General features: G+C 71.0%; 24 protein-coding genes. 18 read left to right on the top strand and 6 right to left on the bottom strand.

The features are described 5' to 3' along the window. Nucleotides 1-63: 63 nt before the first annotated feature. A complete protein-coding gene (locus AC4IJH_RS03610; protein ID WP_490849989.1) occupies nt 64-465 on the top strand; it encodes a MerR family transcriptional regulator in 402 nt (133 codons plus the stop codon). Here AC4IJH_RS03610 and AC4IJH_RS03615 read toward each other — a convergent pair. After that, complete coding sequence (locus AC4IJH_RS03615) at nt 440-655, bottom strand: hypothetical protein (protein ID WP_490849990.1); 216 nt, start codon at nt 653-655, stop codon at nt 440-442. The genes AC4IJH_RS03610 and AC4IJH_RS03615 overlap by 26 nt on opposite strands. Before the next feature lie 159 nt (nt 656-814). On the opposite strand from AC4IJH_RS03615, the gene AC4IJH_RS03620 reads away from it, so the two are divergent. From AC4IJH_RS03620 to AC4IJH_RS03675, 12 genes are all read left to right on the top strand, one after another. Continuing rightward, a complete protein-coding gene (locus AC4IJH_RS03620) occupies nt 815-1987 on the top strand; it encodes a sensor histidine kinase (RefSeq protein ID WP_490849991.1) in 1173 nt (390 codons plus the stop codon). A gap of 44 nt (nt 1988-2031) precedes the next feature. Beyond that, entirely contained in the window at nt 2032-2718 is a 687-nt protein-coding gene (locus AC4IJH_RS03625) for a response regulator transcription factor (protein ID WP_490849992.1), read from the top strand. A gap of 167 nt (nt 2719-2885) precedes the next feature. After that, nucleotides 2886-3605 (top strand): GntR family transcriptional regulator, encoded by a 720-nt coding sequence (locus AC4IJH_RS03630; protein WP_490850044.1) that lies wholly within the window; start codon nt 2886-2888, stop codon nt 3603-3605. Nucleotides 3606-3752: 147 nt separating this feature from the next. Beyond that, a complete protein-coding gene (locus tag AC4IJH_RS03635) occupies nt 3753-4748 on the top strand; it encodes a sugar ABC transporter substrate-binding protein (protein WP_490849993.1) in 996 nt (331 codons plus the stop codon). A gap of 117 nt (nt 4749-4865) precedes the next feature. Beyond that, complete coding sequence (locus tag AC4IJH_RS03640; RefSeq protein ID WP_490849994.1) at nt 4866-5879, top strand: sugar ABC transporter substrate-binding protein; 1014 nt, start codon at nt 4866-4868, stop codon at nt 5877-5879. Beyond that, entirely contained in the window at nt 5876-6940 is a 1065-nt protein-coding gene (locus AC4IJH_RS03645; RefSeq protein ID WP_490849995.1) for an ABC transporter permease, read from the top strand. The genes AC4IJH_RS03640 and AC4IJH_RS03645 overlap by 4 nt, the downstream gene beginning before the upstream one ends. 53 nt (nt 6941-6993) lie before the next feature. Further along, a complete protein-coding gene (locus AC4IJH_RS03650; protein ID WP_490850045.1) occupies nt 6994-7806 on the top strand; it encodes an ATP-binding cassette domain-containing protein in 813 nt (270 codons plus the stop codon). A 190-nt stretch (nt 7807-7996) separates the two neighbouring features. Further along, nucleotides 7997-9118, top strand: a complete 1122-nt coding sequence (locus tag AC4IJH_RS03655; protein ID WP_490849996.1) for an ROK family glucokinase — start codon at nt 7997-7999, stop codon at nt 9116-9118. Beyond that, entirely contained in the window at nt 9115-9702 is a 588-nt protein-coding gene (locus AC4IJH_RS03660) for a hypothetical protein (protein WP_490849997.1), read from the top strand. Before AC4IJH_RS03655 ends, AC4IJH_RS03660 begins: the two co-directional genes overlap by 4 nt. Nucleotides 9703-9855: 153 nt before the next feature. Next, the gene (gene pcaDC, locus AC4IJH_RS03665) at nt 9856-11142 is read left to right on the top strand and encodes a bifunctional 3-oxoadipate enol-lactonase/4-carboxymuconolactone decarboxylase PcaDC (protein WP_490849998.1); all 1287 of its coding nucleotides are present in this window, start codon (nt 9856-9858) and stop codon (nt 11140-11142) included. 47 nt (nt 11143-11189) lie between these two features. Next, nucleotides 11190-11828 (top strand): MBL fold metallo-hydrolase, encoded by a 639-nt coding sequence (locus AC4IJH_RS03670; protein WP_490849999.1) that lies wholly within the window; start codon nt 11190-11192, stop codon nt 11826-11828. 58 nt (nt 11829-11886) lie between these two features. Then, nucleotides 11887-12666 carry an exodeoxyribonuclease III gene (locus tag AC4IJH_RS03675; protein WP_490850000.1) on the top strand — a complete coding sequence of 260 codons (780 nt, stop codon included), beginning with the start codon at nt 11887-11889 and terminating at the stop codon, nt 12664-12666. 51 nt (nt 12667-12717) lie between these two features. Here the strand turns inward: AC4IJH_RS03675 and AC4IJH_RS03680 are convergent, their stop codons facing one another. Then, nucleotides 12718-14517, bottom strand: coding sequence for an SGNH/GDSL hydrolase family protein (locus AC4IJH_RS03680; RefSeq protein ID WP_490850001.1), 1800 nt, complete (start codon nt 14515-14517; stop codon nt 12718-12720). A 183-nt stretch (nt 14518-14700) separates the two neighbouring features. On the opposite strand from AC4IJH_RS03680, the gene AC4IJH_RS03685 reads away from it, so the two are divergent. Further along, complete coding sequence (locus AC4IJH_RS03685) at nt 14701-15141, top strand: DUF6278 family protein (protein ID WP_490850002.1); 441 nt, start codon at nt 14701-14703, stop codon at nt 15139-15141. A 25-nt stretch (nt 15142-15166) separates the two neighbouring features. Here AC4IJH_RS03685 and AC4IJH_RS03690 read toward each other — a convergent pair whose 3' ends face one another. Next, nucleotides 15167-15922: a GntR family transcriptional regulator gene (locus AC4IJH_RS03690; RefSeq protein ID WP_490850003.1), complete on the bottom strand. Its 756-nt coding sequence runs from the start codon at nt 15920-15922 to the stop codon at nt 15167-15169. 196 nt (nt 15923-16118) lie between these two features. On the opposite strand from AC4IJH_RS03690, the gene AC4IJH_RS03695 reads away from it, so the two are divergent. From AC4IJH_RS03695 to AC4IJH_RS03710, 4 genes are all read left to right on the top strand, one after another. Continuing rightward, complete coding sequence (locus tag AC4IJH_RS03695) at nt 16119-16862, top strand: amino acid ABC transporter ATP-binding protein (RefSeq protein WP_490850004.1); 744 nt, start codon at nt 16119-16121, stop codon at nt 16860-16862. Between the two features lie 9 nt (nt 16863-16871). Next, nucleotides 16872-17786, top strand: coding sequence for a glutamate ABC transporter substrate-binding protein (locus AC4IJH_RS03700; RefSeq protein WP_490850005.1), 915 nt, complete (start codon nt 16872-16874; stop codon nt 17784-17786). Nucleotides 17787-17803: 17 nt separating this feature from the next. After that, on the top strand, nt 17804-18448 hold the full coding sequence (locus AC4IJH_RS03705) for an amino acid ABC transporter permease (RefSeq protein WP_490850006.1): 645 nt from the start codon (nt 17804-17806) through the stop codon (nt 18446-18448). Between the two features lie 73 nt (nt 18449-18521). After that, nucleotides 18522-19388 (top strand): amino acid ABC transporter permease, encoded by an 867-nt coding sequence (locus tag AC4IJH_RS03710; RefSeq protein ID WP_490850007.1) that lies wholly within the window; start codon nt 18522-18524, stop codon nt 19386-19388. A gap of 55 nt (nt 19389-19443) precedes the next feature. Here AC4IJH_RS03710 and AC4IJH_RS03715 read toward each other — a convergent pair whose 3' ends face one another. From AC4IJH_RS03715 to AC4IJH_RS03725, 3 genes are read right to left on the bottom strand one after another with little or no spacing between them, the layout of a single operon-like run. Further along, complete coding sequence (locus AC4IJH_RS03715) at nt 19444-20106, bottom strand: methionine ABC transporter permease (RefSeq protein WP_490850008.1); 663 nt, start codon at nt 20104-20106, stop codon at nt 19444-19446. Beyond that, complete coding sequence (locus tag AC4IJH_RS03720; RefSeq protein ID WP_490850009.1) at nt 20106-20963, bottom strand: methionine ABC transporter ATP-binding protein; 858 nt, start codon at nt 20961-20963, stop codon at nt 20106-20108. Before AC4IJH_RS03720 ends, AC4IJH_RS03715 begins: the two co-directional genes overlap by 1 nt. 4 nt (nt 20964-20967) lie before the next feature. Next, complete coding sequence (locus AC4IJH_RS03725) at nt 20968-21858, bottom strand: MetQ/NlpA family ABC transporter substrate-binding protein (RefSeq protein ID WP_490850010.1); 891 nt, start codon at nt 21856-21858, stop codon at nt 20968-20970. Between the last annotated feature and the right edge of the window lie 10 nt (nt 21859-21868).

Raw genomic sequence — 21868 nt, forward strand, 5'->3', positions numbered from 1 at the left:
GGTGTCAGGTTCAAGTCCGCGGCGCCGCCGCCGAGTCAAGGCGGCGGGGGAGAGGGGCAGGCTGTGCGCATCGGTGAATTGTCACGCCGTACGGGGGTGAGCGAGCGCTCGCTGCGCTACTACGAGAAGCAGGGGCTGCTGCACGCCGGGCGGACGGCGGGCGGGCACCGGGAGTTCCCGGAGCCGAGCGTGGAGCGGGTGATCCGTATCCAGGAGCTCTTCGCGGCCGGGCTGTGCAGCTCCAAGATCGCCCAACTGCTGCCCTGTATGCGCGAGTACGGGGCAGTGGTCACCGCCTCCCCGCGGCTCGTCGGGGAACTGCTGGTCGAGCGGGAGCGGATCGACGCGACGATCCGCGAGCTGATGCGCTCCCGCGACGTGTTGGACGAGGTCATCGACGAGGCCCGGGTCGCGTCCCCGGCCTCACCGGGCGATACGGCTAGCGCGCGGACGGCCCCTTCTTGAGGGAGCCGCTCGCGAGGGCCAGGCCCACGCCCAGTGCGGTGAGTACGGCGTAGGTGTAGACCTCGTAGCCCGCCGGGCTCAGGTAGCGCAGGAAGCCGAAGAGGCGGAAGAAGCCGAACCACTCGTGGAGCAGGCCGCTGAGGCCTCCGAGGGTCAGGACGAAGCTGAGGACGCCGAGCAGACTCTTCATGCTTCGAGGCTAGGCAGCGCGGGTCGGGGCCGGTATGCGCCGTCGGGAGGCGATGGGGCGACCAAAGATGTCAGCTGCCGGGCCCGCTGTCCGCCGAAGGTATCGAGAGCCCGTGCGGGCCTGGGCGGCGCGCCCGGCGGCCCCGTACATTGGCCGCTCATGAGCCCTGCCGTCACCACCCGCGACCGCCTGGCCGACCTCGGCTTTTTCCTCTTCGCGGCGGCCTTCTCGGTGGTCACCTCCGACGCCGTGCTGGCGGGGAGGGAACTCTCCGCCCAGATGCTCTTCCTCGACCAGCTGACGGGGGGCCTGGCGTGCGTGACGGTGTTCCTGCGGCGGCGCTGGCCCGTCCAGCTCGCGGTGGTGCTGCTGATCGCCGGGGCCTTCTCGCACTTCGTCACCGGGGCGATCATGGTGGCCCTGTTCACCGTCGCCGCGCACCGGCCGCCGCGCACCGCGGGGTGGGTCGCGGCCCTGGCGGCGGCCCCGCTCCCGGTCTTCCTGCTCGGCTCCCCCGACCCCGACCACCCCGCCACCGGCTCGGCGATCACCTACTTCGCGCTCATCGCCGGGGCCTTCGGCTGGGGGCTGTACGTACGCTCCCGCCAGGCGCTCATCGAGGAACTGCGCGAGCGGGCCGAGCAGGCGGAGGCCGCGGCGCAGCGCAGGGCGCGGGAGGAGATCGCGCGCGAGATGCACGACGTGCTGGCGCACCGGCTGTCGCTGCTGAGCGTCCACGCGGGCGCGCTGGAGTTCAACCCGGGCGCCCCGTCCGCCGAGGTCCAGCGCGCCGCGGGCGTGATCCGGGACAGCGCGCACCAGGCGCTGGAGGACCTGCACGAGATCATCGGCGTGCTGCGGCCGCCCGCCGCGGGCGCCGCCCCGGAGCGCCCGCAGCCCACCCTGGCCGAGCTGCCCCAACTGGTCGGCGCCTCGCGCGAGGCGGGGATGCGGGTGGAGCTGGACCTCGCGGTCGAGGGCGGGCACCAGGTCCCGGCGGCCACCGGGCGCACCGTCTACCGGATCGTGCAGGAGGGCCTGACCAACGCCCGCAAGCACGCGCCCGACGCGGCGGTGGCGGTCACGGTCGGCGGCGGCCCGGGGCAGGGGATCGAGGTCCAGGTGCGCAACACCGCGCCGGCCACTGCCGTGGAAGCGGCCATTCCGGGTACGGGGCAGGGGCTCATCGGTCTCGCCGAGCGGGCCAGGCTGGCCGGCGGGCGCCTGGAGTACGGCCCCGGCGCCGACGGCTTCCAACTGACGGCCTGGCTGCCGTGGACCGGACGGCGCGAACTCCCCGAGGGCGCACCGCCCTTTGGGCCCGGCCGATAAGGTGACCCACCCCTCGACCGCACAAGCCCCTCAGAGGAACCCCGGTGAACGACCCCCGCACCCCGAGCACCCCCTGCACCCTCCGTGTGCTCCTCGTCGACGACGACCCGCTGGTGCGCGGCGGGCTGCGGCTGATGCTCGGCGGCGCGCCCGATCTCGAAATCGTCGCGGAGGCGGGCGACGGCGGCGAGGTGGAGCCGCTGGTCCTGCGGCACCGGCCCGATGTCGTCCTGATGGACATCCGGATGCCCACGGTGGACGGACTGGCGGCCACCGAGGCGCTGCGCGCGCTGCCGCACCCGCCCGAGGTCATCGTGCTGACCACCTTCCACACCGACGAGTACGTGCTGCGGGCGCTGCGCGCGGGCGCGGCCGGGTTCGTACTGAAGCACACCCCGCCGGGGGAGATCGTCGAGGCGGTGCGCAAGGTGGCCGCCGGTGAGCCCGTGCTCTCCCCGGCCGTCACCCGGCAGCTGATCGCCCAGGTCTCCGGCGGACAGGGCCAGGCCGGCCGGGCCGAGGGGGCCCGCGGGCGCCTGGCCGCGCTGGGCAGCCGGGAGCGGGAGGTGGCGCTCGCCATCGGGCAGGGGAGGTCCAACGCCGAGATCGCGGCGCAGCTGTTCATGAGCGTGCCGACGGTCAAGACCAATGTCTCGCGCATCCTGGCCAAGCTGGACCTGAACAACCGGGTGCAGATCGCTCTCCTGGTCCACGACGCCGGGGAGGTGTGATCCGGGCGCCGGTGGCCGCGCGGCGGGCCGCCGGACCCCTTCCGTCCCCCCTTGTCAGGACAATGTGACCTCTGGACTTCCCGTCATGTGCCGGGCCGGATACGCTCGCCACCGTGGGGAAACGCGCTACAGACTCCGAGGGCACCCAGAGCCCGGTCCGCTTCAGCGTGGACCGCAGCAGCCCGGTCCCGCTGTACTTCCAGCTGTCCCAGCAGCTGGAGGCCGCCATCGAGCACGGCGAGCTGGCTCCCGGCAGCCTGCTCGGCAACGAGATCGAGCTGGCCGGACGGCTCGGCCTGTCCCGCCCGACCGTCCGCCAGGCCATCCAGTCGCTGGTCGACAAGGGCCTGTTGGTACGGCGCCGCGGCATCGGCACCCAGGTCGTGCACAGCCAGGTCAAGCGCCCCCTGGAGCTGAGCAGCCTCTACGACGACCTGGAGGCGGCCGGGCAGAAGCCGGCCACCCGCGTCCTGCTGAACACCACCACCGAGGCCACCGCCGAGATCGCCGCGGCCCTGGGCCTGGCCGAGGGCGCCGAGGTGGTGCTGGTGGAGCGGCTGCGTCTGGCCCACGGCGAACCCGTCGCCCACCTGCGCAACCACCTCCCCGCCGGCCTGCTGGAGCTGAAGACCGGCGAGCTGGAGAAGACCGGCCTGTACCGCCTGATGCGCGCGGCCGGCATCACCCTGCACAGCGCCCGCCAGGCGGTCGGCGCCCGCGCCGCCACCACCGAGGAGGGCGAGCGGCTGGGCGAGCCCGAGGGTGCCCCGCTGCTCACGATGCAGCGCACCACCTTCGACGACACGGGCCGGGCGGTGGAGTTCGGCTCGCACGTCTACCGCGCCTCGCGCTACGCCTTCGAGTTCCAGCTGCTCGTACGCCCCTGAGGCAGCCTTGCGCCCTTGTGCCATCCGTCGCACGCCCCGGCGCACGCCGGGTCAGAATGTTCGGACAAAGCATTGACGGGGCTCGGCGCGCACCGCTAGAACTCCTCCAGCCGCACTAGGGCGGCGGGGGAGCAAAGGCGGTTTGCGATGCGTCGTCGTACAGCCCGTACAGCAGCAGCCCTCACGGTCCTGATCGCCCTCGCGGCCGGGTGCAGCGGCTCCGGCGGCAAGGAGGCCGAGGACCCGCCCGATGTGCCCGGCGGCGGCACGGGAGCGGGCACCGGCCGCCTGACCATCGGCATGGTCAGCCACTCCGGCGAGGGCGACACCTTCTGGGACATCGTCCAGAACGGCGCCGAGCGGGCCGCCGCCAAGGACAACGTGAAATTCCTGTACGCCAACGACAAAGAGGGCGGCAAACAGGCCGAGTTGGTGCAGTCCTACATCGACCAGGACGTCGACGGGCTGATCGTGACCCTCGCCAAGCCCGAGGCGATGAAGGCGGTGGTGCGCAGAGCCGTCGGCCGGGGCATCCCGGTGATCACCATAAACTCCGGCGGCGGGCGCTCCAGGGAGCTGGGCGCGCTGACCCACATCGGCCAGGACGAGTCCGTGGCGGGCCGGGCGGTGGGCGAGGAGCTGACCGCGCGTGGCCGGAAAAAGGCGCTGTGCGTCCTGCACGAGCAGGGCAATGTGTCGCTGGAGGAGCGCTGCGCCGGGGTGCGGAAGGCCTTCTCCGGCAGCGTGCAGAACCTCCACGTCGACGGCACCGACGCGCCCGCCTCCCAGTCCTCCGTCCAGGCCAAGCTCCAGTCGGACCCGGCGATCGACGCCGTGGTCACCCTCGGCGCCCCGATGGCCGCGGTCAGCGTCAAGGCCAGGCAGGAGGCGGGCAGCACCGCCGAGATCGACACCTTCGACCTCAACCAGGCCGTCGTCAGGCTCCTGAAGGACCGCTCCGTCGGCTTCGCCGTGGACCAGCAGCCCTACCTCCAGGGCTACCAGGCCGTGGACCTGCTGTGGCTGCACCAGTACAACGGCAACGTCCTGGGCGGCGGCAGGCCGGTGCTGACCGGCCCGGCCATCGTCACCGGCGAGGACGTGCCCGAGCTGGAGCAGTACACCGGACGCGGGACCCGATGAGTCCGCGACGATCAGGCGTGACGGATACTGGGGCGTTCGGGACCGATCATTTTCGGCCCGTACGTGCCAAAGCAGCACAGAGTGCACACATGACAGCAACGAGAAGGGCAAGACCTCGTGGCAAGGGTTCGGACAGGGGTACGCGCCGTGAGCGCCGTGCTGGCAGTTCTGCTCGGCGCGTCCCTGGCGGGGTGCAGCAGCACGGGCGGCAAGCGCGCCGAGGAGGAGCGCGCCGCCAAGGCCGCCGGCGGGAAGGCCGCCGTCGACACCCCCCGGTGGACCTTCGCGATGGTCACCCACTCGGGCGACGGCGACACGTTCTGGGACATCGTCCAGAACGGCGCGAAACAGGCCGCCGCCAAGGACAACATCAAGTTCGTGTACGGCCATGACAAGGAGGCCCAGCGGCAGAGCCAGCTGGTGCAGTCCTACATCGACGCCAAGGTCGACGGGCTGATCGTCACCCTCGCCAAGCCCGACGCCCTCAAGGACGTCGTCGCCAAGGCCGAGAAGGCCGGCATCCCGGTGATCACCGTCAACTCCGGCTCCGAGGTCTCCAAGGACTTCGGCGCGCTGACCCACATCGGCCAGGACGAGACGATCGCCGGCGAGGCCGTCGGCGACGAGCTGAACCGGCGCGGCAAGAAGAAGGCGCTGTGCGTCCTGCACGAGCAGGGCAACGTCGGCCACGAGCAGCGCTGCGACGGCGCGAAGAAGACGTTCAAGGGCGATATGCAGAAGCTGTACGTGGAGGGCACCAACATGCCCGAGGTCCAGTCCACCATCGAGTCCAAGCTCCAGACGGACAAGAGCATCGACGCCGTCGTCACCCTCGGCGCGCCCTTCGCCCCCACCGCCGTCAAGGCCAAGGAGCAGGCGGGCAGCGACGCCGAGATCGACACCTTCGACCTCAACGCCAAGGTCGCCCGGGGCCTGAAGGACGACTCGCTCGGCTTCGCCGTGGACCAGCAGCCCTACCTGCAGGGCTACCAGGCCGTGGACCTGCTGTGGCTCTACAAGTACAACGCCGATGTGCTCGGCGGCGGCCGGCCCGTGCTCACCGGACCCCAGGTGATCACCAAGAAGGACGCCACGGCCCTGGAGGCGTACACGAAGCGGGGGACCCGATGAGCACCGCCAACGCCCCCGCGATCGACAAGAAACCCGAGGAAGAGCCCGACGAACGGCTGCTGCACCGCTCGGTGGTGCGCCGCCTGATGGGCCGCCCCGAACTGGGCGCCGTGGTCGGCGCCGCCGCCGTCTTCGTCTTCTTCGCGATCGTCGCCGAGCCGTTCCTGCGCGCGGCGAGCCTGTCCACCGTGCTGTACTCCGCCTCGACCATCGGCATCATGGCCGTGCCGGTGGCGCTGCTGATGATCGGCGGCGAGTTCGACCTCTCGGCCGGCGTCATGGTGATCAGCTCGGCGCTGATCTCCTCGATGTTCAGCTACCAGATGACGGCCAACGCCTGGGTCGGCGTCGGGGTGTCCTTCCTGGTCACCCTCGCCATCGGCTTCTTCAACGGCTTCCTGGTGACGCGCACGAAGCTGCCCAGCTTCATCATCACGCTGGCCACCTTCTTCATGCTGACGGGCCTGAACCTCGGCTTCACCAAGCTGATCAGCGGCACGGTCTCCACCAAGACCATCGCAGACATGGAGGGCTTCGGCTCGGCCCGGGTGCTCTTCGCCTCCCACCTGACCATCGGCGGGGTGGACGTCCAGGTCACCATCCTGTGGTGGATCGCCCTGGTGGCGCTGGCCACCTGGATCCTGCTGCGCACCCGCGCGGGCAACTGGATCTTCGCGGTGGGCGGCAACGCGGACGCCTCGCGCGCGGTCGGCGTCCCCGTACGGAAGACCAAGATCGGCCTCTACATGGGCGTCGCCTTCGCCGCCTGGGTCTCGGGCCAGCACCTGCTGTTCTCCTACGACGCCATCCAGTCCGGCGACGGCGTGGGCAACGAACTCCTCTACATCATCGCGGCCGTCGTCGGCGGCTGCCTGATGACCGGCGGCTACGGCTCGGCGATCGGCGCCGCGGTCGGCGCGTTCATCTTCGGCATGACCAGCAAGGGCATCGTCTACGCCCAGTGGAACCCGGACTGGTTCAAGTTCTTCCTCGGCGCGATGCTGCTGCTGGCCACCCTGCTCAACGCCTGGGTCCGCAAGAGGGCGGAGGCCAGCAAGTGAGCGAGCAGCACCGTACGAGCGAGGAGCACCCCGGCAAGGGCGGAGACGAGCAGGTGAACGCACCCCTGGTCGAGCTGGACGACGTCAGCAAGTACTACGGCAACATCCGCGCCCTGGAAGGCGTCTCCCTCCAGGTGCACGCCGGGGAGATCAGCTGCGTGCTGGGCGACAACGGCGCGGGCAAGTCCACCCTCATCAAGATCATCGCGGGGCTGCACCAGCACGACGCGGGCACCTTCCGCATCGAGGGCGAGGACACCCGCCTCGGCTCCCCGCGCGAGGCCCTGACCCGCGGCATCGCCACCGTCTACCAGGACCTGGCCGTCGTCCCCCTCATGCCGGTCTGGCGCAACTTCTTCCTCGGCTCCGAGCCGACCAAGGGCGCAGGCCCCTTCAAGCGCCTGGACGTCCAGCTGATGCGCGAGACCACCCGCAGCGAGCTGCTGCGCATGGGCATCGACCTGCGCGACGTCGACCAGCCCATCGGCACCCTCTCCGGCGGCGAGCGCCAGTGCGTGGCCATCGCCCGCGCCGTCTACTTCGGCGCCAAGGTCCTCGTCCTGGACGAGCCGACCGCGGCGCTCGGCGTCAAGCAGTCCGGCGTCGTCCTGAAGTACGTGGCCGCCGCCCGCGACGCCGGGCTCGGCGTGGTCCTGATCACGCACAACCCGCACCACGCCTACCTGGTCGGCAACCGCTTCGTCCTGCTCAAGCGCGGCGCGATGGCCGGCAGCCACACCAAGTCCGAGATCACCCTGGAGGAGCTGACGCGCCAGATGGCGGGCGGCAGCGAGCTGGAACAGCTCAGCCACGAGCTGGCCGCCGCCCCCGCCCCCGACCACCTGGGCGGCCACCCCACCCGCTGAGCGGGAGCCCGCACCGCGTCGCGCCGCCCCGTGCCGCGGTGCGCGCCCCGGCGCGGGTGATGCACAATCGCACGGCGGGCCGCGCCCGCACCCCGACCACGTACGCCGAGGCCACCGGCCTCCCGAGACCCGCAGGGACGAGACGACTCTTGCGCGCACGCAGCGCCGGCCACGGCGAGAGGGCACACCGATGAGCACATACCGCGAACGGGTGCATCGTGGCTCGGCAAGAGCCACCGTGCTGCGCACCGTCGGCACCCGCGAGCGCCGCTCGCACCTGACCGCCCCCCGCGTCCCCACCGTCGGCATCGACATCGGCGGCACCAAGGTCATGGCGGGCGTCGTCGACGCGGACGGCACCATCCTGGAAAAGCTCCGCACCGAGACGCCCGACAAGTCCAAGAGCCCCAAGGTCGTCGAGGACACCATCACCGAGCTGGTGCTGGACCTCTCCGACCGGCACGATGTGCACGCGGTGGGCATCGGCGCGGCCGGCTGGGTGGACGCCGACCGCAGCCGGGTGCTGTTCGCCCCCCACCTGAACTGGCGCAACGAACCGCTGCGGGACCGCTTGGCGGGCCGCCTCGCCGTCCCCGTCATGGTCGACAACGACGCCAACACCGCCGCCTGGGCGGAGTGGCGCTTCGGCGCGGGCCGCGGCGAGGACCACCTCGTCATGATCACGCTCGGTACGGGCATCGGCGGCGCCATCCTGGAGGACGGCGCGGTCAAGCGCGGCAAGTACGGCGTGGCCGGCGAGTTCGGCCATATGCAGGTCGTGCCGGGCGGCCACCGCTGCCCGTGCGGCAACCGCGGCTGCTGGGAGCAGTACAGCTCGGGCAACGCGCTGGTGCGCGAGGCCAAGGAGCTGGCCGCGGCCGACTCCCCGGTCGCGTACAACATCATCGACCGGGTCGGCGGCCGCATCCCCGACATCACCGGACCGCTGATCACCGAGCTGGCCCGGGAGGGCGACGCGATGTGCGTCGAACTCCTCCAGGACATCGGCCAGTGGCTCGGCGTGGGCATCGCCAATCTCGCCGCCGCCCTGGACCCCTCCTGCTTCGTCATCGGCGGTGGCGTCAGCGCCGCCGACGACCTGCTGATCGGGCCCGCCAGGGACGCCTTCCGCCGCACCCTGACCGGCCGCGGCTACCGCCCCGAGGCCCGTATCGCCAAGGCCCAGCTGGGCCCGGAGGCCGGGATGGTCGGCGCCGCCGATCTGGCACGCCTGGTCGCCCGCCGCTTCCGCCGCGCCAACCGCCGCCGCGTCGAGCGCTATGAGCGCTACGAGCGGTCGGGCCGCCGATGACCGATCTGGAAACCCCGCACGTGACCGACGACCGCACCCCCCGCCCCTCGCCCGCCGCGGGCAGGCCCGCCGCGTCCAAGAAGCGCCGCTGGCTCACCGCGGTCATCGTCTTCCTGCTGATCGCGATCCCGGCCGGCTACATCGTCATCTCCGCCCAGCAGAGCCGCGAGGGCGGCCAGAACAAGGAGGAGGAGGCCGCGTCCACCGGGCTCTACAACGACTTCCCCTCCAAGCTCCAGATGCGCACGTACAACGTCCCGGTCCCCGAGGGGTCGACGCCGGTGTACTACTTCGAGACCAACTCCTGGAAGACCAGCTCGCTGTTCGTGCAGTTCAGGACCAACGACTGGGGCCTGAACCACTTCCTGCAGACCTACGGCCAGTCGCCCGCGGCGCTCAAGCAGGGCGAGGTCACCATCACCCGGTCCCAGGCCGCCCAGGTCGGCTGGGACTTCACCAGCGGCGGCAGCTGGGCGGGCACCACCCACCGGCAGAAGCCCCCGCAGCCCTCCCAGAACATCACCGTCAACTTCGACGAACCGGGCCACCCCGTGGTCTATGTCGTCTCGACCGTCACGTTCTGAGAGTAGGCGCGCACCGACCGGCCGGCCCGAGAAGTTGATCTGTGAAATGGGGCACGGCCAAGGTCTGACACGTTTCAACAAGTCGGGCATCGGGCCCCGCTCCTCCTGACCCGGGTGTCAGGAACGGGCCCTTCGGTCGGTAGCGTGGCCCGGGTGAGCGAGAAGACCCTGCAGCACCGGATCGACGGCCCCGACGACGCCCCCGTACTCGTACTGGGCGCCTCGCTCGGAACGACGTGGCACATGTGGGATCGGCAGATACCCGAGCTGACCCGCCACTGGCGCGTCATCCGCTTCGACCTGCCCGGCCACGGCGGTTCCCCCGCGCACCCGGCCTCCTCCGTCGCCGAGCTGGCCGACCGCCTGGTGGCCACCCTGGACGCGCTGGGCGTGGACACCTTCGGCTACGCGGGCTGCAACATCGGCGGCGCGATCGGCGCCCAGCTCGCGCTCACCCGCCCCGGGCGCGTCACCTCGCTCGCCCTGATCTCCTCCTCGCCCCGGTACGGCACCGCCGACACCTGGCGCCAGCGCGGTGTGGTCATCCGTACCAACGGACTCGACCCGATCGCCCGCACCGCGCCCGAGCGCTGGTTCACGCCGGGCTTCGCCGGAGCCCAGCCCGCCATCGTCGAGTGGGCCGTCCAGATGGTGCGCACCACCGACCCCGGCTGCTACATCGCCGCCTGCGAGGCGATGGCCGCCTTCGACGCGCGCTCCTCGCTCGGCCGCATCGGGGTCCCGACCCTGGTCGTCGTCGGCTCCGAGGACCAGGTCACCCCGACCACCGACGCCCGCGCCCTGGTCGCGGGGATTCCCGACGCGGGCCTCGCGATGGTGCCCGGCACCTCCCATCTCGCGCCCGTGGAGCAGCCCGCCGCCGTCACCGAGCTGCTGATCCGGCACTTCTCCACCTCCTGGCAGGACAAGCCCGGCGCCGCGGGACCGGCCGCGATCAACGCCGCGGCGCCCAAGCCGGTGCTGGCGCCCGCGCCGCCCCCGCCGCCCGCCGCGCCCCCGGCCATAGAGTCCGGCGCGGCCCAGCCGGAGATGGTGCGCAACGGCACCTACGAGCAGGGCATCAAGGTCCGCCGCGAGGTTCTGGGCGACGCCCATGTGGACCGCGTCGAGGCCGGCACCGACGACTTCACCGGCGACTTCCAGGAGTTCATCACTCGCTACGCGTGGGGCGAGCTGTGGAACCGGCCCGGCCTCGACCGCCGTACCCGCAGCATCATCACGCTGACCGCGCTGGTCGCCCGCGGCCACAGCGAGGAGGTCGCCCTGCACACCCGGGCGGCGCTGCGCAACGGCCTGACCCCCGCCGAGATCAAGGAACTGCTGCTGCACACGGCCGTGTACTGCGGCGTCCCCGCGGCCGGCTCCGCCTTCACCGTCGCCCAGCGCGTCATCCAGGAGGAGACGACCCCGGAGGGGTAGCCGGGCCGGCCGGGTGTACGCCGCCGGGCGGCGGCAAGATGAGCCCCATGGAACTCACCAAGAAGACCCACGCCTGTGTCCGGATGGAGAAGGACGGGCGGGTGCTCGTCATCGATCCGGGCGTCTTCAGCGAGCAGGACGCGGCCGTCGGCGCGGACGCGATCCTGGTCACCCACGAGCACGCCGACCACTTCCACGAGGACCGGCTGCGCGCCGGGATGGAGGCCAACCCCGGCGCCGAGATCTGGACGCTGGCCGCCGTCGCCGAGCAGATCTCCGCGGCCTTCCCCGGCCGGGTGCACACCGTCGGCGAGGGCGACACCTTCACCGCCGCCGGCTTCGAGGTGGAGGTGCACGGCCAGCTGCACGCCGTCATCCACCCCGACATCCCGCGGATCACCAACGTCGGCTATTTCGTGGACGGTACGGTCTTCCACCCCGGCGACGCGCTGACCGTCCCCGAGGGCCGCGCCGTCGACACCCTGCTGCTGCCCGTCCACGCCCCCTGGAACAAGGTCAGCGAGATCATCGACTACCTGCGCGAGGTCAAGCCGCGCCGGGCCGTCGACATCCACGACAGCCTCCTCCAGGACCACGCCCGCCCCCTCTACGACACCATGATCGGCAACCTCGGCGGCACCGACCACAGCCGGCTGGCCCCCGGCTCCGGCACGACGCTGGGCTGAGCGGCCGGACCGGCGGTGAGTGGGCCGACTGTCAGTGGTGTTCGGTAGGTTTACCGGCATGCGCATCGCGACCTGGAACGTCAACTCGATCACCGCCCGCCTTCCCAGGCTCCTGACCTGGCTGGAGAGCACCGGCACGGACGTGCTGTGCATCCAGGAGACCAAGTGCTCCCAGGAGCAGTTCCCCTTCGAGGAGCTGCGCGAGCTGGGCTATGAGGCGGCGGTGAACGCCACCGGCAGGTGGAACGGCGTGGCGCTGCTGTCCAAGGTGGGCCTCGAGGACGTCGTCGCGGGCCTGCCCGGCGGCCCGGAGTACGACGGCGCCCAGGAGCCCCGGGCCGTCTCGGCGACCTGCGGCGGCGTGCGCCTCTGGTCGGTGTACGTGCCCAACGGCCGCGAGCCCGACCACGCCCACTACGCCTACAAGCTGCAGTGGTTCCAGGCGCTGAAGGCGGCGATCGCCGAGGACGCCAAGGGCTCGCGCCCCTTCGCCGTCCTCGGCGACTACAACGTCGCGCCCACCGACCAGGACGTCTGGGACATCACCCTGTTCGAGGGCGCCACCCATGTCACCCCGGCCGAGCGCGCCGCCCTCGCGGCCCTGCAGGAGACGGGCCTGACGGAGGTGTACCCCCGGGCGCTGAAGTACGACGTGCCCTTCACCTTCTGGGACTACCGCAACCTCGGCTTCCCGAAGAACCGCGGAATGCGCATCGACCTGGTCTACGGCAACGAGCCCTTCACCAAGGCGGTCACCGACTCCTACGTCGACCGCGAGGAGCGCAAGGGCAAGGGCGCCTCGGACCACGCGCCGGTGGTCGTCGACCTGGAGGTGTGACCGCGCGGGCTTGGGGCCTGCCCGGCGGATCAGGGCCGGCCGGCCCCGAGGTCAGTGCCGCGCCGGTACGAGCTTGCGCAGATCGATGGATGCGGCGACCGCCCGCAGCCCCGCGTCGCCGGGGTGCAGGTGGTCGCCGCTGTCGTAGGCGGGCCGGATGCGCTGCGGGCGGGCCGGGTCGCGCAGTACGGCGTCGAAGTCCAGTACGGCGTCGAAGTCCCGCCTGCCGCCGGACCGCAGATAGGCGTTCACCGCCTCGCGCCGCTCCTGCGCCACCGCCGTGCAGTCGCCGTAGCCCTCGCAGGGCGCGATGGTCGCGGCGACCGCCCGCAGCCCGTACGCGTGCGCCCGGCGCGCGATGGCCCGCAGCCCCGCGACGACCTCCTGCGCCGAGGTGCCCCAGCGCACGTCGTTGATGCCTTCGAAGACCACGACCGTACGGGCCGCGGTCTGCGCCAGAACGTCCCGCTCCAGACGGTGCTGGGCGCTCACCCCGCCCAGGTCCGTGCTGACGCCCTCGCCCGGATAGCGGTCGCTGGCCACGCGGTTGGCGGAGATGCCCTGGTTGACCACCCCGTAGCGGGGCAGGGCGCGCTGGGTCTGGAAGCGGCGGGCCAGCAGATCGGGCCAGCGGCGGTTGGCGCCGACGGTGGACTTGACCCCGTCGGTGATCGAGTCGCCGAGCGCCACCACCGTCCCGGGCCCGCCCTGGACGTCGATCCCGGTCAGCAGCGGCCAGGTGCCCAGTGTCCCGGGGTAGGCCGCGGCGCCCTGCTCACCCGTACGGTTCCCGCTGCCCGGCGCGCTCAGGTACGAGCGCTGGATGGCCTCCTTGTGCACCGGCGCGGCCGTGACCGTGCCCGGCAGGTGGATGCTCACCAGCAGGTTGGTGCCGGCGGGCACGGTGAAGCCGGACGGGTCGCTGAAGGCCTGCGCCCCGGCGGGGATCGTTGTCCCCGCCCGGCCGCCGAAGGTCAGCGGCACCGGCTTGGCCGCAGCCCGCGCGCCCTGTCCCTGGACGGCCAGGCTCGCCGCCCCGATGCGGACGGGTGCCGCCGCGAAGGTGTTCTCCAGCCGGATGCGGGCGCGCGGACCGCCGGCGCCGGAGTGCACCACCAGCCGCAGCGTCTGGTCCCGCCACGGCCCCACCGCCGTATAGCCCGAGGTGCTGGCCGCCCAGCTGCCGGTGCGGCCGGGCGCGGCGCTGCGTACCGCCACCGCGAAGACATGCAGATCGACGCCCGGGCCCGGGTCCCTGGGCAGGACCACGGACGCCACCTCCCGCCCCGCCACCAGCGGCACCCCGACCGCGTACAGCCGGGCCCGCCCCGCCTGCTGCCCGCCGGGCGTGTTGATGTGCGGCAGCGTCACGGCCCTGGTGGCCGCCGGTCCCGTGCGCCAGTCCGGCGCGCTCAGGGTGAAGCTGCTGTGCGACCCGTCCCGGTAGCGCACCGTGCCCGCTCCCGAGGCCTGGCCTCCGGTGCCCGCCACCAGGAAGGAGAGCGCCTCGCCGCGCCCGCCGACCCGTACGGCCTGGCCGTTGGCCCGTACGTTGTCCGCTTCACCGGCCGCCCGGCGCGGCCAGGTCAGCCGCGCCGCGTCGATGGCCAGAACGCGCCCCGGCGTCCAGCCGGCCGCAGCGAGGTCCCGCGCGGACAGCGAGCGGCCCGCGCCGTCGAAGTCCGCCTCGCCGGGTCTGGAGTCGTCGCTGACCGCGGTGTTGTCGAAGTGTCTGTCCAACGGCACGGGTTCGCCGGTGAGTTGGACGGGTGCGGCGAGTGCCGGGGCGGCGGGGACGGCCGCGCCGGCGAGGGTGAGGGCAAGGGCCGTGGCCCAGGGGCTGACACGCATGGGTGATTCCCTCCGATGGCGTCAACGGGCAGGAGATCAGCATGGATCGGGCGAAGTACTGCGATCCGACCGAAGCGCCATGAAAGTAGGGAGACGGGCGGGGGGCGTCAAGACGACAAGCGGGTCACGGTTGCGCCGCGCGCCTGTGGCAGGGGCCCCCACCCGGATGGGACGCTACGCCACATGAACCTGTCTTTCCTGGACAAGTGGCGCAAGCGCCCGGAATCCAGCCCTTCCGCGAGTTGTGCCAATCCCCTGGACGAGGACCACGAGAGCACCGCCGAACTGCTCTCCGAGTGCGAGCTGCTGCGTGCCCAGGCCGAGACCGCCGGAGTGGAACTGGACGACTCCGTACGGTCGTTGGAGGCGCTGGACCAGTTGCTGCCCGCCTGGCGCGAGGACCAGGAGGTCCTCCCGTGGCTCGGTAACGACGCCGGCCTGTATCTGGGCACGGTCCTGGTCCGTACGGTTCCCGGGGCCCGCTGGCAGGTGTGGCCCGGCGGGCAGCCGGTGGTGAAGCTGGCCTCCGGCCGGCGGGTCGATGTGGTGGCGGCGGGCCACGAGTGGGCGGAGAACGGCGCCCCCGAACTCTCCCAGCTCTACGCGGAGGCCGCCGAGAAGTGACCCAGGGGCCCGCCGCCGCGGCGGGCTAGACGAACGCGATGTCGTACTCCAGCCGCCAGCGGTCGGCGCGTACGACGATGTCCGAAGTCTCCACGGCCCGCCCGTCGGCGTCGAAGTGCGTGCGCTCCACGACCGTGACGCACTGCCCCGGCGAACAGCCCAGCGTCTCGGCCTCGGGGCTGGAAGCGGGCCGGGACCCCACCCGCTCCTCGGCCCTGACCACCCGGATTCCGATGGCGGCCATCCGCCCGCGCACCCCCCTGCGGGCATAGGGCCCGCACTCGGGGAAGACGACATCGGTCCCCTCGGTGATGACCAGCGGCTCCCAACTCGTCGCCAGTTGTACGGGCTGACGGTTGGCCAGATATTCGTAGCTGGAGCACACCACGCTCGCCCCCGGCGCGATGCCCAGCCGCTTGGCCACCCGCTCCGGCGCCGCTTCGGTGGCCGAGGAGGCCTCCCACGTCAGCGGCGTACCGTCGGGCGACCCCTCCAGGGTGATACGCGCGGCGAAGGGGGAGTCCACCGCGCCGGTGGAGCGCAGCAGCGTCCCGATCGGCGCCCGGTCGGTCACGAACACCCCGCGCCCGAACTGCCCTTCCGCGTAGCCTGCGGCCTTCAGGACCCGCACCGCCCGGTCCACGGTCTGGTCGCTGGCCTCGTACGCCCGCTTCAGCTCGGACCGGGAGGGGATCCGTGAGCCCACCGCGAGGGCCCCTTCGTCGATCTGGCGGCGCAGATCGTCGGCGATGCGCTGGAAGACAGGCCTGTTGTCACCCATGCCCGACAGGCTAGGTACGCAGGCGTTCTCTGTGTACCTAGGACATCTGACGGTCCATCGAACGTGCGTATGTCGCCGCCACTCAAGGCCCAGAGCGGCTTAGGTCGCTATTGCGCGTGTCAATGGTGAAATGCCGCTTTCGCGCCGGTAGTTTGCGGACTCTCCGCTGTACGGATGAGAGTGGGCAGGGCTGCATATGGCCGGTGAAGCGCTGATTGAACTGCGCGGGGTCAACAAGCACTACGGGAAACTGCATGTCCTCCAGGACATCGACCTCACCGTCGGCCGCGGGGAGGTGGTAGTGGTCATCGGCCCCTCCGGTTCCGGGAAATCCACCCTGTGCCGGACCATCAACCGCCTGGAGCCGATCGAGTCGGGGACCATCACGCTGGACGGCCGGCCGCTGCCCGAGGAGGGGCGCGCGCTGGCCAGGCTGCGGGCCGAAGTGGGCATGGTCTTCCAGTCCTTCAACCTCTTCGCGCACAAGACCGTGCTGGCCAACGTGATGCTGGCGCCCGTCAAGGTGCGCAAGCGCAAGAAGGAGGACGCCGAGCAGCGGGCCCGCGAACTGCTGGACCGGGTGGGGCTGGCCTCCCAGGCGGAGAAGTACCCCGCCCAGCTCTCCGGCGGTCAGCAGCAGCGGGTGGCCATCGCCCGCGCCCTGGCCATGGACCCCCTGGCACTGCTCTTCGACGAGCCCACCTCGGCCCTCGACCCGGAGATGATCAATGAGGTGCTGGAGGTCATGCAGCAGCTCGCCCGGGACGGCATGACGATGGTCGTGGTCACCCACGAGATGGGTTTCGCGCGCTCGGCCGCCAACCGCGTCGTCTTCATGGCGGACGGCCGCATCGTGGAGGACCGCACCCCCGAGGAGTTCTTCACCGCGCCCGAGAGCGACCGCGCCAAGGACTTCCTCTCCAAGATCCTCAAGCACTGAGGGGGTGCCATGAACACGACCCGACGCTCCCTCGCGGCCCTCGCCGTCACCTGTCTGGCCCTGCTCGCCGCCGCCTGCGGCAAGGAGGGCAGCCCGCCCGCCAAGGGCCCCAAGGGCAGCCAGCTCCCCAGGTACGAGGTCGCCACCGGCTTCGAACTGCCCGACTCCGGCACGTGGAAGCGGGCCAAGAGCCGCGGCCGGCTGGTCGTCGGCGCCAAGGAGGACCAGCCCTACCTGGGCGAGAAGGACCCCGCCACCGGCACCTACTCCGGCTTCGACATCGAGATCGCCAAGATGATGTCGGCCTCCCTCGGCTTCGACCCGAAGACCATCGCGTTCAAGACCATCGCGTCCGCCAACCGCGAGACGGCCCTGCAGAACGGCCAGATCGACTACTACGTCGGCACCTACACCATCAACGACAAGCGCAAGAAGCTGGTCGGCTTCGGCGGCCCGTACTACATGGCGGGCCAGGGCCTGCTCGTACGGCACGACGAGGACGACATCAAGGGCCCCCAGGACCTGGACGGCAAGCGGGTCTGCTCGGCCGCGGGATCCACCCCCTACCAGCGCATCAAGGCCGACTACCCCAAGGCCGTCCTGGTCGCCTACGACACCTACTCGGTGTGCGTGGACAACCTCCTCACCTACCAGGTCGACGCGGTCACCACCGACGACGCGATCCTGCTGGGCTACGCGGCCAAGGTGCCCGACGAGCTGAAGCTGGTGGGCAAGCCCTTCTCCAAGGAGCCCTACGGCATCGGCGTCCCGCGCGGTGACAACGCGCTGCGCTTCGCCCTGGACGAAGCCCTGGCCGCCCACGAGAAGAACGGCGACTGGAAGAAGGCCTACGACGCGACGCTGGGCCTGTCCGGCGAACCGGCCCCGCAGCCGCCCGCGATCGACCGCTACCCGGCGAGCTGAGGAGTCACAAGCCCGCGATGAACGTTCTCCTCGACAACTTCTCCCTCTACGGCAAAGGACTGCTCGGCACCGTCGAGCTCACCGTCCTCGCCTCGCTGCTCGCGCTCGTCCTCGGGATCCTGATGGCGGCCTTCCGCGTCGCGCCCGTCGGCTCGCTGCGGGTCTTCGGCACCGTATGGGTGACGGTGCTGCGCAATACGCCCCTGACGCTGCTGTTCTTCGCGGTGCTGCTGGGGCTGCCGCGCTTCGGGCTCGTTCTGCCCTTCCAGGTCTTCGCCGTCCTGGCGCTGGGCTGCTACACCTCCGCCTTCATCTGCGAGGCGGTGCGCAGCGGCATCAACACCGTGCCGGTGGGGCAGGGCGAGGCGGCCCGGAGCCTGGGGATGACCTTCGCCCAGACCCTCGGCGACGTGGTGCTGCCACAGGCCTTCCGCTCGGTGATCCCGCCCATCGGCTCCACGCTGATCGCGCTCGCCAAGAACTCCGCGATCGCCGGCTCCTTCAGCGTCGTGGAACTGCTGGGCACCTACAAGACGCTCAACGAGCTGGGCTACAGCATCATCTGGTCCTTCATCTGGATCGCCGTGGGCTACCTGATCGTGACGTTGACCATCAGCGCGATTTTCAACGTGCTGGAGAAGCGCTGGGGAGTGGCCCGATGAGTGAGCGAAGCGAGCGAATCAGTAGAAGGCGCGCACGGTGCGCATGCCCGTCCGAGCGTAGCGAGGCCGGAGCATGAGCACTTCAGGTACTGCCCTCTATGACATTCCGGGGCCGCGGACCAGGCGGCGGCACCGGCTCTACGGGATCGCGGCGAGTGTCGCGATTCTCGCGATCGTCGGCTGGATCGTCTATCTCCTGTTCGACACCGGCCAGTTCACCGCGCAGAAGTGGACTCCCTTCGAATACAAGGGAATTCAGGAGCTGCTGCTCAGGGGACTGGGCAACACGCTCAAGGCATTCGCGTACGCGGCGGTGCTCTCGCTCGCGCTCGGCGCGGTGCTGGCGGCCGGGCGGCTCTCCGATCACCGGCCGGTGCGCTGGGTGTGCACGCTGCTGGTGGAGTTCTTCCGCGCGATGCCCGTGCTGGTCATGATCTTCTTCATCTATGTGGCGCTGAAGGCCGAGCCGCTGTACGCCCTGGTCGCCGGGCTCACGCTCTACAACGGCTCGGTGCTGGCCGAGGTCTTCCGTACCGGCATCAACTCCGTGGAGCGCGGCCAGAAGGAGGCGGCGTACGCACTGGGCATGGGCAAGACGCAGGTCATGACGCATGTGCTGGTGCCGCAGGCGGTACGCGCCATGCTGCCGACGATCATCAGCCAGCTGGTGGTCGCGCTCAAGGACACCTCGCTGGGCTACCTGATCACCTACGAGGAGTTCCTGCACGCGGGCAAGCTGATCGCCTCCAACCTCGACTACGACCTGCCCTTCATCCCCGTCGTCATGGTCATCTCGCCCATCTACATCGGGATGTGCATGCTGCTGTCGTGGTTCGCCAACTGGATGGCCAAGCGGCAGAAGAGGAATCCGAAGGTGGAGGCGGCGGAGGTGGGGGCTCCGGAGCCGGGCACGCTGCTGCCCGGTGGGCACAAGCCGTAAAGGAATGGTCCTCAAGCGCCGGACGGGCTGGATTCTCCAGCCCGTCCGGCGTTTGTCATCGCCTCAGTACTCGTCTGGACAGGAAATTGCCCAGGAGCTGGGCGAGTTGGACCAGGGCTATGAGGATCAGGACGGTCACCACCATGACGCGGGTGTCGAAGCGGAGGTAGCCGTGGGTGATGGCGAGGTTGCCGACGCCTCCGCCGCCCACCGTGCCCGCGATGACCGAGAAGTCGATCAGGGCGACGAGCATGAAGGTCATGCCGAGGATCAGCGGGCCGAGGGCCTCGGGGACCAGCACCGTCAGCAGGATGCGGATACGGCTGGTGCCCATCGCGCGGGCCGCCTCGATCACCCCCGGCTCCACGCCCAGCAGGTTGCTCTCCACGATCCGGGCCACGCCGAACATCGCGATCACCGTCATCGGGAAGATCACGGCGTCGGTGCCCACCGCCGTACCCATCAGCGAGCGGGTCAGCGGGTTCAGCACGACGATCGCGATCAGCGCCGGGACCGGGCGGATGACGTTGACCAGGAAGCTCAGTACGGCGAAGAGCGCCCGGTTGTGGAAGATGCCGCCCTTGCGGGTGGCGTACAGCGCCAGGCCCACCACCAGGCCGAGCACGCTGGAGAGCACCAGCGTGGCCAGCACCATGTAGACCGTCTGGCCCGTCGCCTCAATGATCTTGGGCCAGACCAGGCTCCAGTCCTGATGCATTACGCGCTCACCGCCTTGCGCGGGACGTCGAGTTCGGCCAGTACGGCCTCGGCGACCGCGTCCTGGACGCCGTGCTCGCGCAGCAGCCGGGGCAGCAGGTCCAGCACCGGCGAGGCCTGGACGGCGGCGCGCACGAACGCCTGGGTGGTGGGGTGCTGGGGGCGGGTGAAGACCTCGTGCACCGGGCCGCTCTCCACGATCCGGCCGGCGTCCATCACGGCGACCCGGTCGCAGACCGCGCTGACCACTTCCATCTCATGGGTGATCAGCACGATCGTCACGCCCAGCTCGGAGTTGACGCGCCGGAGCAGCGCGAGCACCTCCTGGGTGGTCTGCGGGTCCAGCGCCGAGGTCGCCTCGTCGCAGAGCAGTACGCCGGGCGAGGTCGCCAACGCCCTTGCGATGCCCACGCGTTGGCGCTGGCCGCCGGAGAGCTGCTCGGGGTAGCGGCGGGCGTGCTCTTCCAGGCCCACGAAGCGCAGGGCCTCGGTGGCCTTGGCGTGTGCTTCGGGGCGCTTGAGGCCGGACTGGCGCAGCGGGTAGGCGACATTGCCGAGCACCGTACGGGAGCGGAACAGGTTGAACTGCTGGAAGACCATGCCGATGTCGCGGCGGGCGGAGCGCAGTTGGCGCTCCCCGAGCGCGGTCAGCTCCTGACCGCCCACGGTGACCGTGCCCTCCGTGGGCGTCTCCAGTACATTGATCAGCCGCAGCAGGGTGGACTTCCCCGCGCCGCTGTGCCCGACGACGCCGAACACCTCGCCGCGCTCGACGGTGAGGTCGACCGCGTCCACGGCCCGTACGGCGCCGTCGAACTCCTTGCTCACGGCGCGCAGTTGAATCATCTCGGTGCTCATCGGGTCACCGCTTCAGCTGCTGGGCGACGCGCTTGAGCTCCTTTTCCAGCTCGGCCTGCGAGAGGTCGAGGTGGACGCCGGTGCCGTTGGCGTAGCGCTGGTAGTCGTCCTGGACCGGCTTGCTCGCGTACAGCTCGGCGATCTTCGCGAAGTCCTTGTTGCCCTTGTCCTCGGCCCGCGCGGCGATGACGTTGATGTACGGGCGGATCTCGGGGTCCCTGGGGTTGTCGCGGAACAGCGCGGTCTTGGCGTCGATCTTGGCGAGGCCGGCCACCCCGTCGTTGATGACCGCGGCGTCCACGTCCGCCAGCAGCCGCGGCGTCTGCTGGGCGTTGACCGGGGTGAACTTCAGGTGCTTGGGGTTCTTGGCGATGTCGTCGGCCGTGGCGTACAGGCCGGTGCCCTTCTTCAGCTCGATCAGCTCGGCCCGGGCCAGCAGGTGCAGGGCGCGGCCCTCGTTGGCGGGGTCGTTGGGGTGCGCTATCTGCGCGCCGTCCGGGAGGTCCTGGAGCCTTTTCAGCTTCTTGGAGTAGATGCCCAGAGGTACGACGTTGGTGGCCGACAGCGGCACGATGTCGGTCTTGTTCTCGATGTTGGACTGGGCCAGGAAGACCAGGTGCTGGAAGGCGTTGAGGTCGATGTCGCCCGCGGCGAGGGCCTTGTTGGGCAGTGCGTAGTCGTCGAAGGTGACGATCTCGACGTCCAGGCCCTGCTTCTTGGCCTCGGCGGCCAGCGTCGTCCACTCCTCGGCGTCCCCGCTGACCCCGACCTTGATCGTCTTGTCGCCGGAGCCGAACAGGCCGCAGCCCGAGGCGAGGAGGGCCAGCGCGGTCGCGGCGGCGGCCGCCATGACGGCGCGGCGGCCGGAAAGGGTGCGCGAGCGGTGCGGGGACATGGTGATCACT

This window comes from Streptomyces sp. UF-297 (genome assembly GCF_058245575.1).

Excerpts from the sequence above, each read along its gene's own strand:
- AC4IJH_RS03725 (WP_490850010.1), bottom strand. The coding sequence starts at position 21,858 with ATGTCCCCGCACCGCTCGCGCACCCTTTCCGGCCGCCGCGCCGTCATG.
- AC4IJH_RS03670 (WP_490849999.1), top strand. The coding sequence starts at position 11,190 with ATGGAACTCACCAAGAAGACCCACGCCTGTGTCCGGATGGAGAAGGAC.
- AC4IJH_RS03660 (WP_490849997.1), top strand. The coding sequence starts at position 9,115 with ATGACCGATCTGGAAACCCCGCACGTGACCGACGACCGCACCCCCCGC.
- AC4IJH_RS03715 (WP_490850008.1), bottom strand. The coding sequence starts at position 20,106 with ATGCATCAGGACTGGAGCCTGGTCTGGCCCAAGATCATTGAGGCGACG.
- AC4IJH_RS03645 (WP_490849995.1), top strand. The coding sequence starts at position 5,876 with ATGAGCACCGCCAACGCCCCCGCGATCGACAAGAAACCCGAGGAAGAG.
- AC4IJH_RS03680 (WP_490850001.1), bottom strand. The coding sequence starts at position 14,517 with ATGCGTGTCAGCCCCTGGGCCACGGCCCTTGCCCTCACCCTCGCCGGC.
- AC4IJH_RS03705 (WP_490850006.1), top strand. The coding sequence starts at position 17,804 with ATGAACGTTCTCCTCGACAACTTCTCCCTCTACGGCAAAGGACTGCTC.
- AC4IJH_RS03695 (WP_490850004.1), top strand. The coding sequence starts at position 16,119 with ATGGCCGGTGAAGCGCTGATTGAACTGCGCGGGGTCAACAAGCACTAC.
- AC4IJH_RS03720 (WP_490850009.1), bottom strand. The coding sequence starts at position 20,963 with ATGAGCACCGAGATGATTCAACTGCGCGCCGTGAGCAAGGAGTTCGAC.
- AC4IJH_RS03620 (WP_490849991.1), top strand. The coding sequence starts at position 815 with ATGAGCCCTGCCGTCACCACCCGCGACCGCCTGGCCGACCTCGGCTTT.
- AC4IJH_RS03690 (WP_490850003.1), bottom strand. The coding sequence starts at position 15,922 with ATGGGTGACAACAGGCCTGTCTTCCAGCGCATCGCCGACGATCTGCGC.
- AC4IJH_RS03615 (WP_490849990.1), bottom strand. The coding sequence starts at position 655 with ATGAAGAGTCTGCTCGGCGTCCTCAGCTTCGTCCTGACCCTCGGAGGC.
- AC4IJH_RS03655 (WP_490849996.1), top strand. The coding sequence starts at position 7,997 with ATGAGCACATACCGCGAACGGGTGCATCGTGGCTCGGCAAGAGCCACC.
- AC4IJH_RS03710 (WP_490850007.1), top strand. The coding sequence starts at position 18,522 with ATGAGCACTTCAGGTACTGCCCTCTATGACATTCCGGGGCCGCGGACC.
- AC4IJH_RS03685 (WP_490850002.1), top strand. The coding sequence starts at position 14,701 with ATGAACCTGTCTTTCCTGGACAAGTGGCGCAAGCGCCCGGAATCCAGC.
- AC4IJH_RS03700 (WP_490850005.1), top strand. The coding sequence starts at position 16,872 with ATGAACACGACCCGACGCTCCCTCGCGGCCCTCGCCGTCACCTGTCTG.
- AC4IJH_RS03675 (WP_490850000.1), top strand. The coding sequence starts at position 11,887 with ATGCGCATCGCGACCTGGAACGTCAACTCGATCACCGCCCGCCTTCCC.
- AC4IJH_RS03635 (WP_490849993.1), top strand. The coding sequence starts at position 3,753 with ATGCGTCGTCGTACAGCCCGTACAGCAGCAGCCCTCACGGTCCTGATC.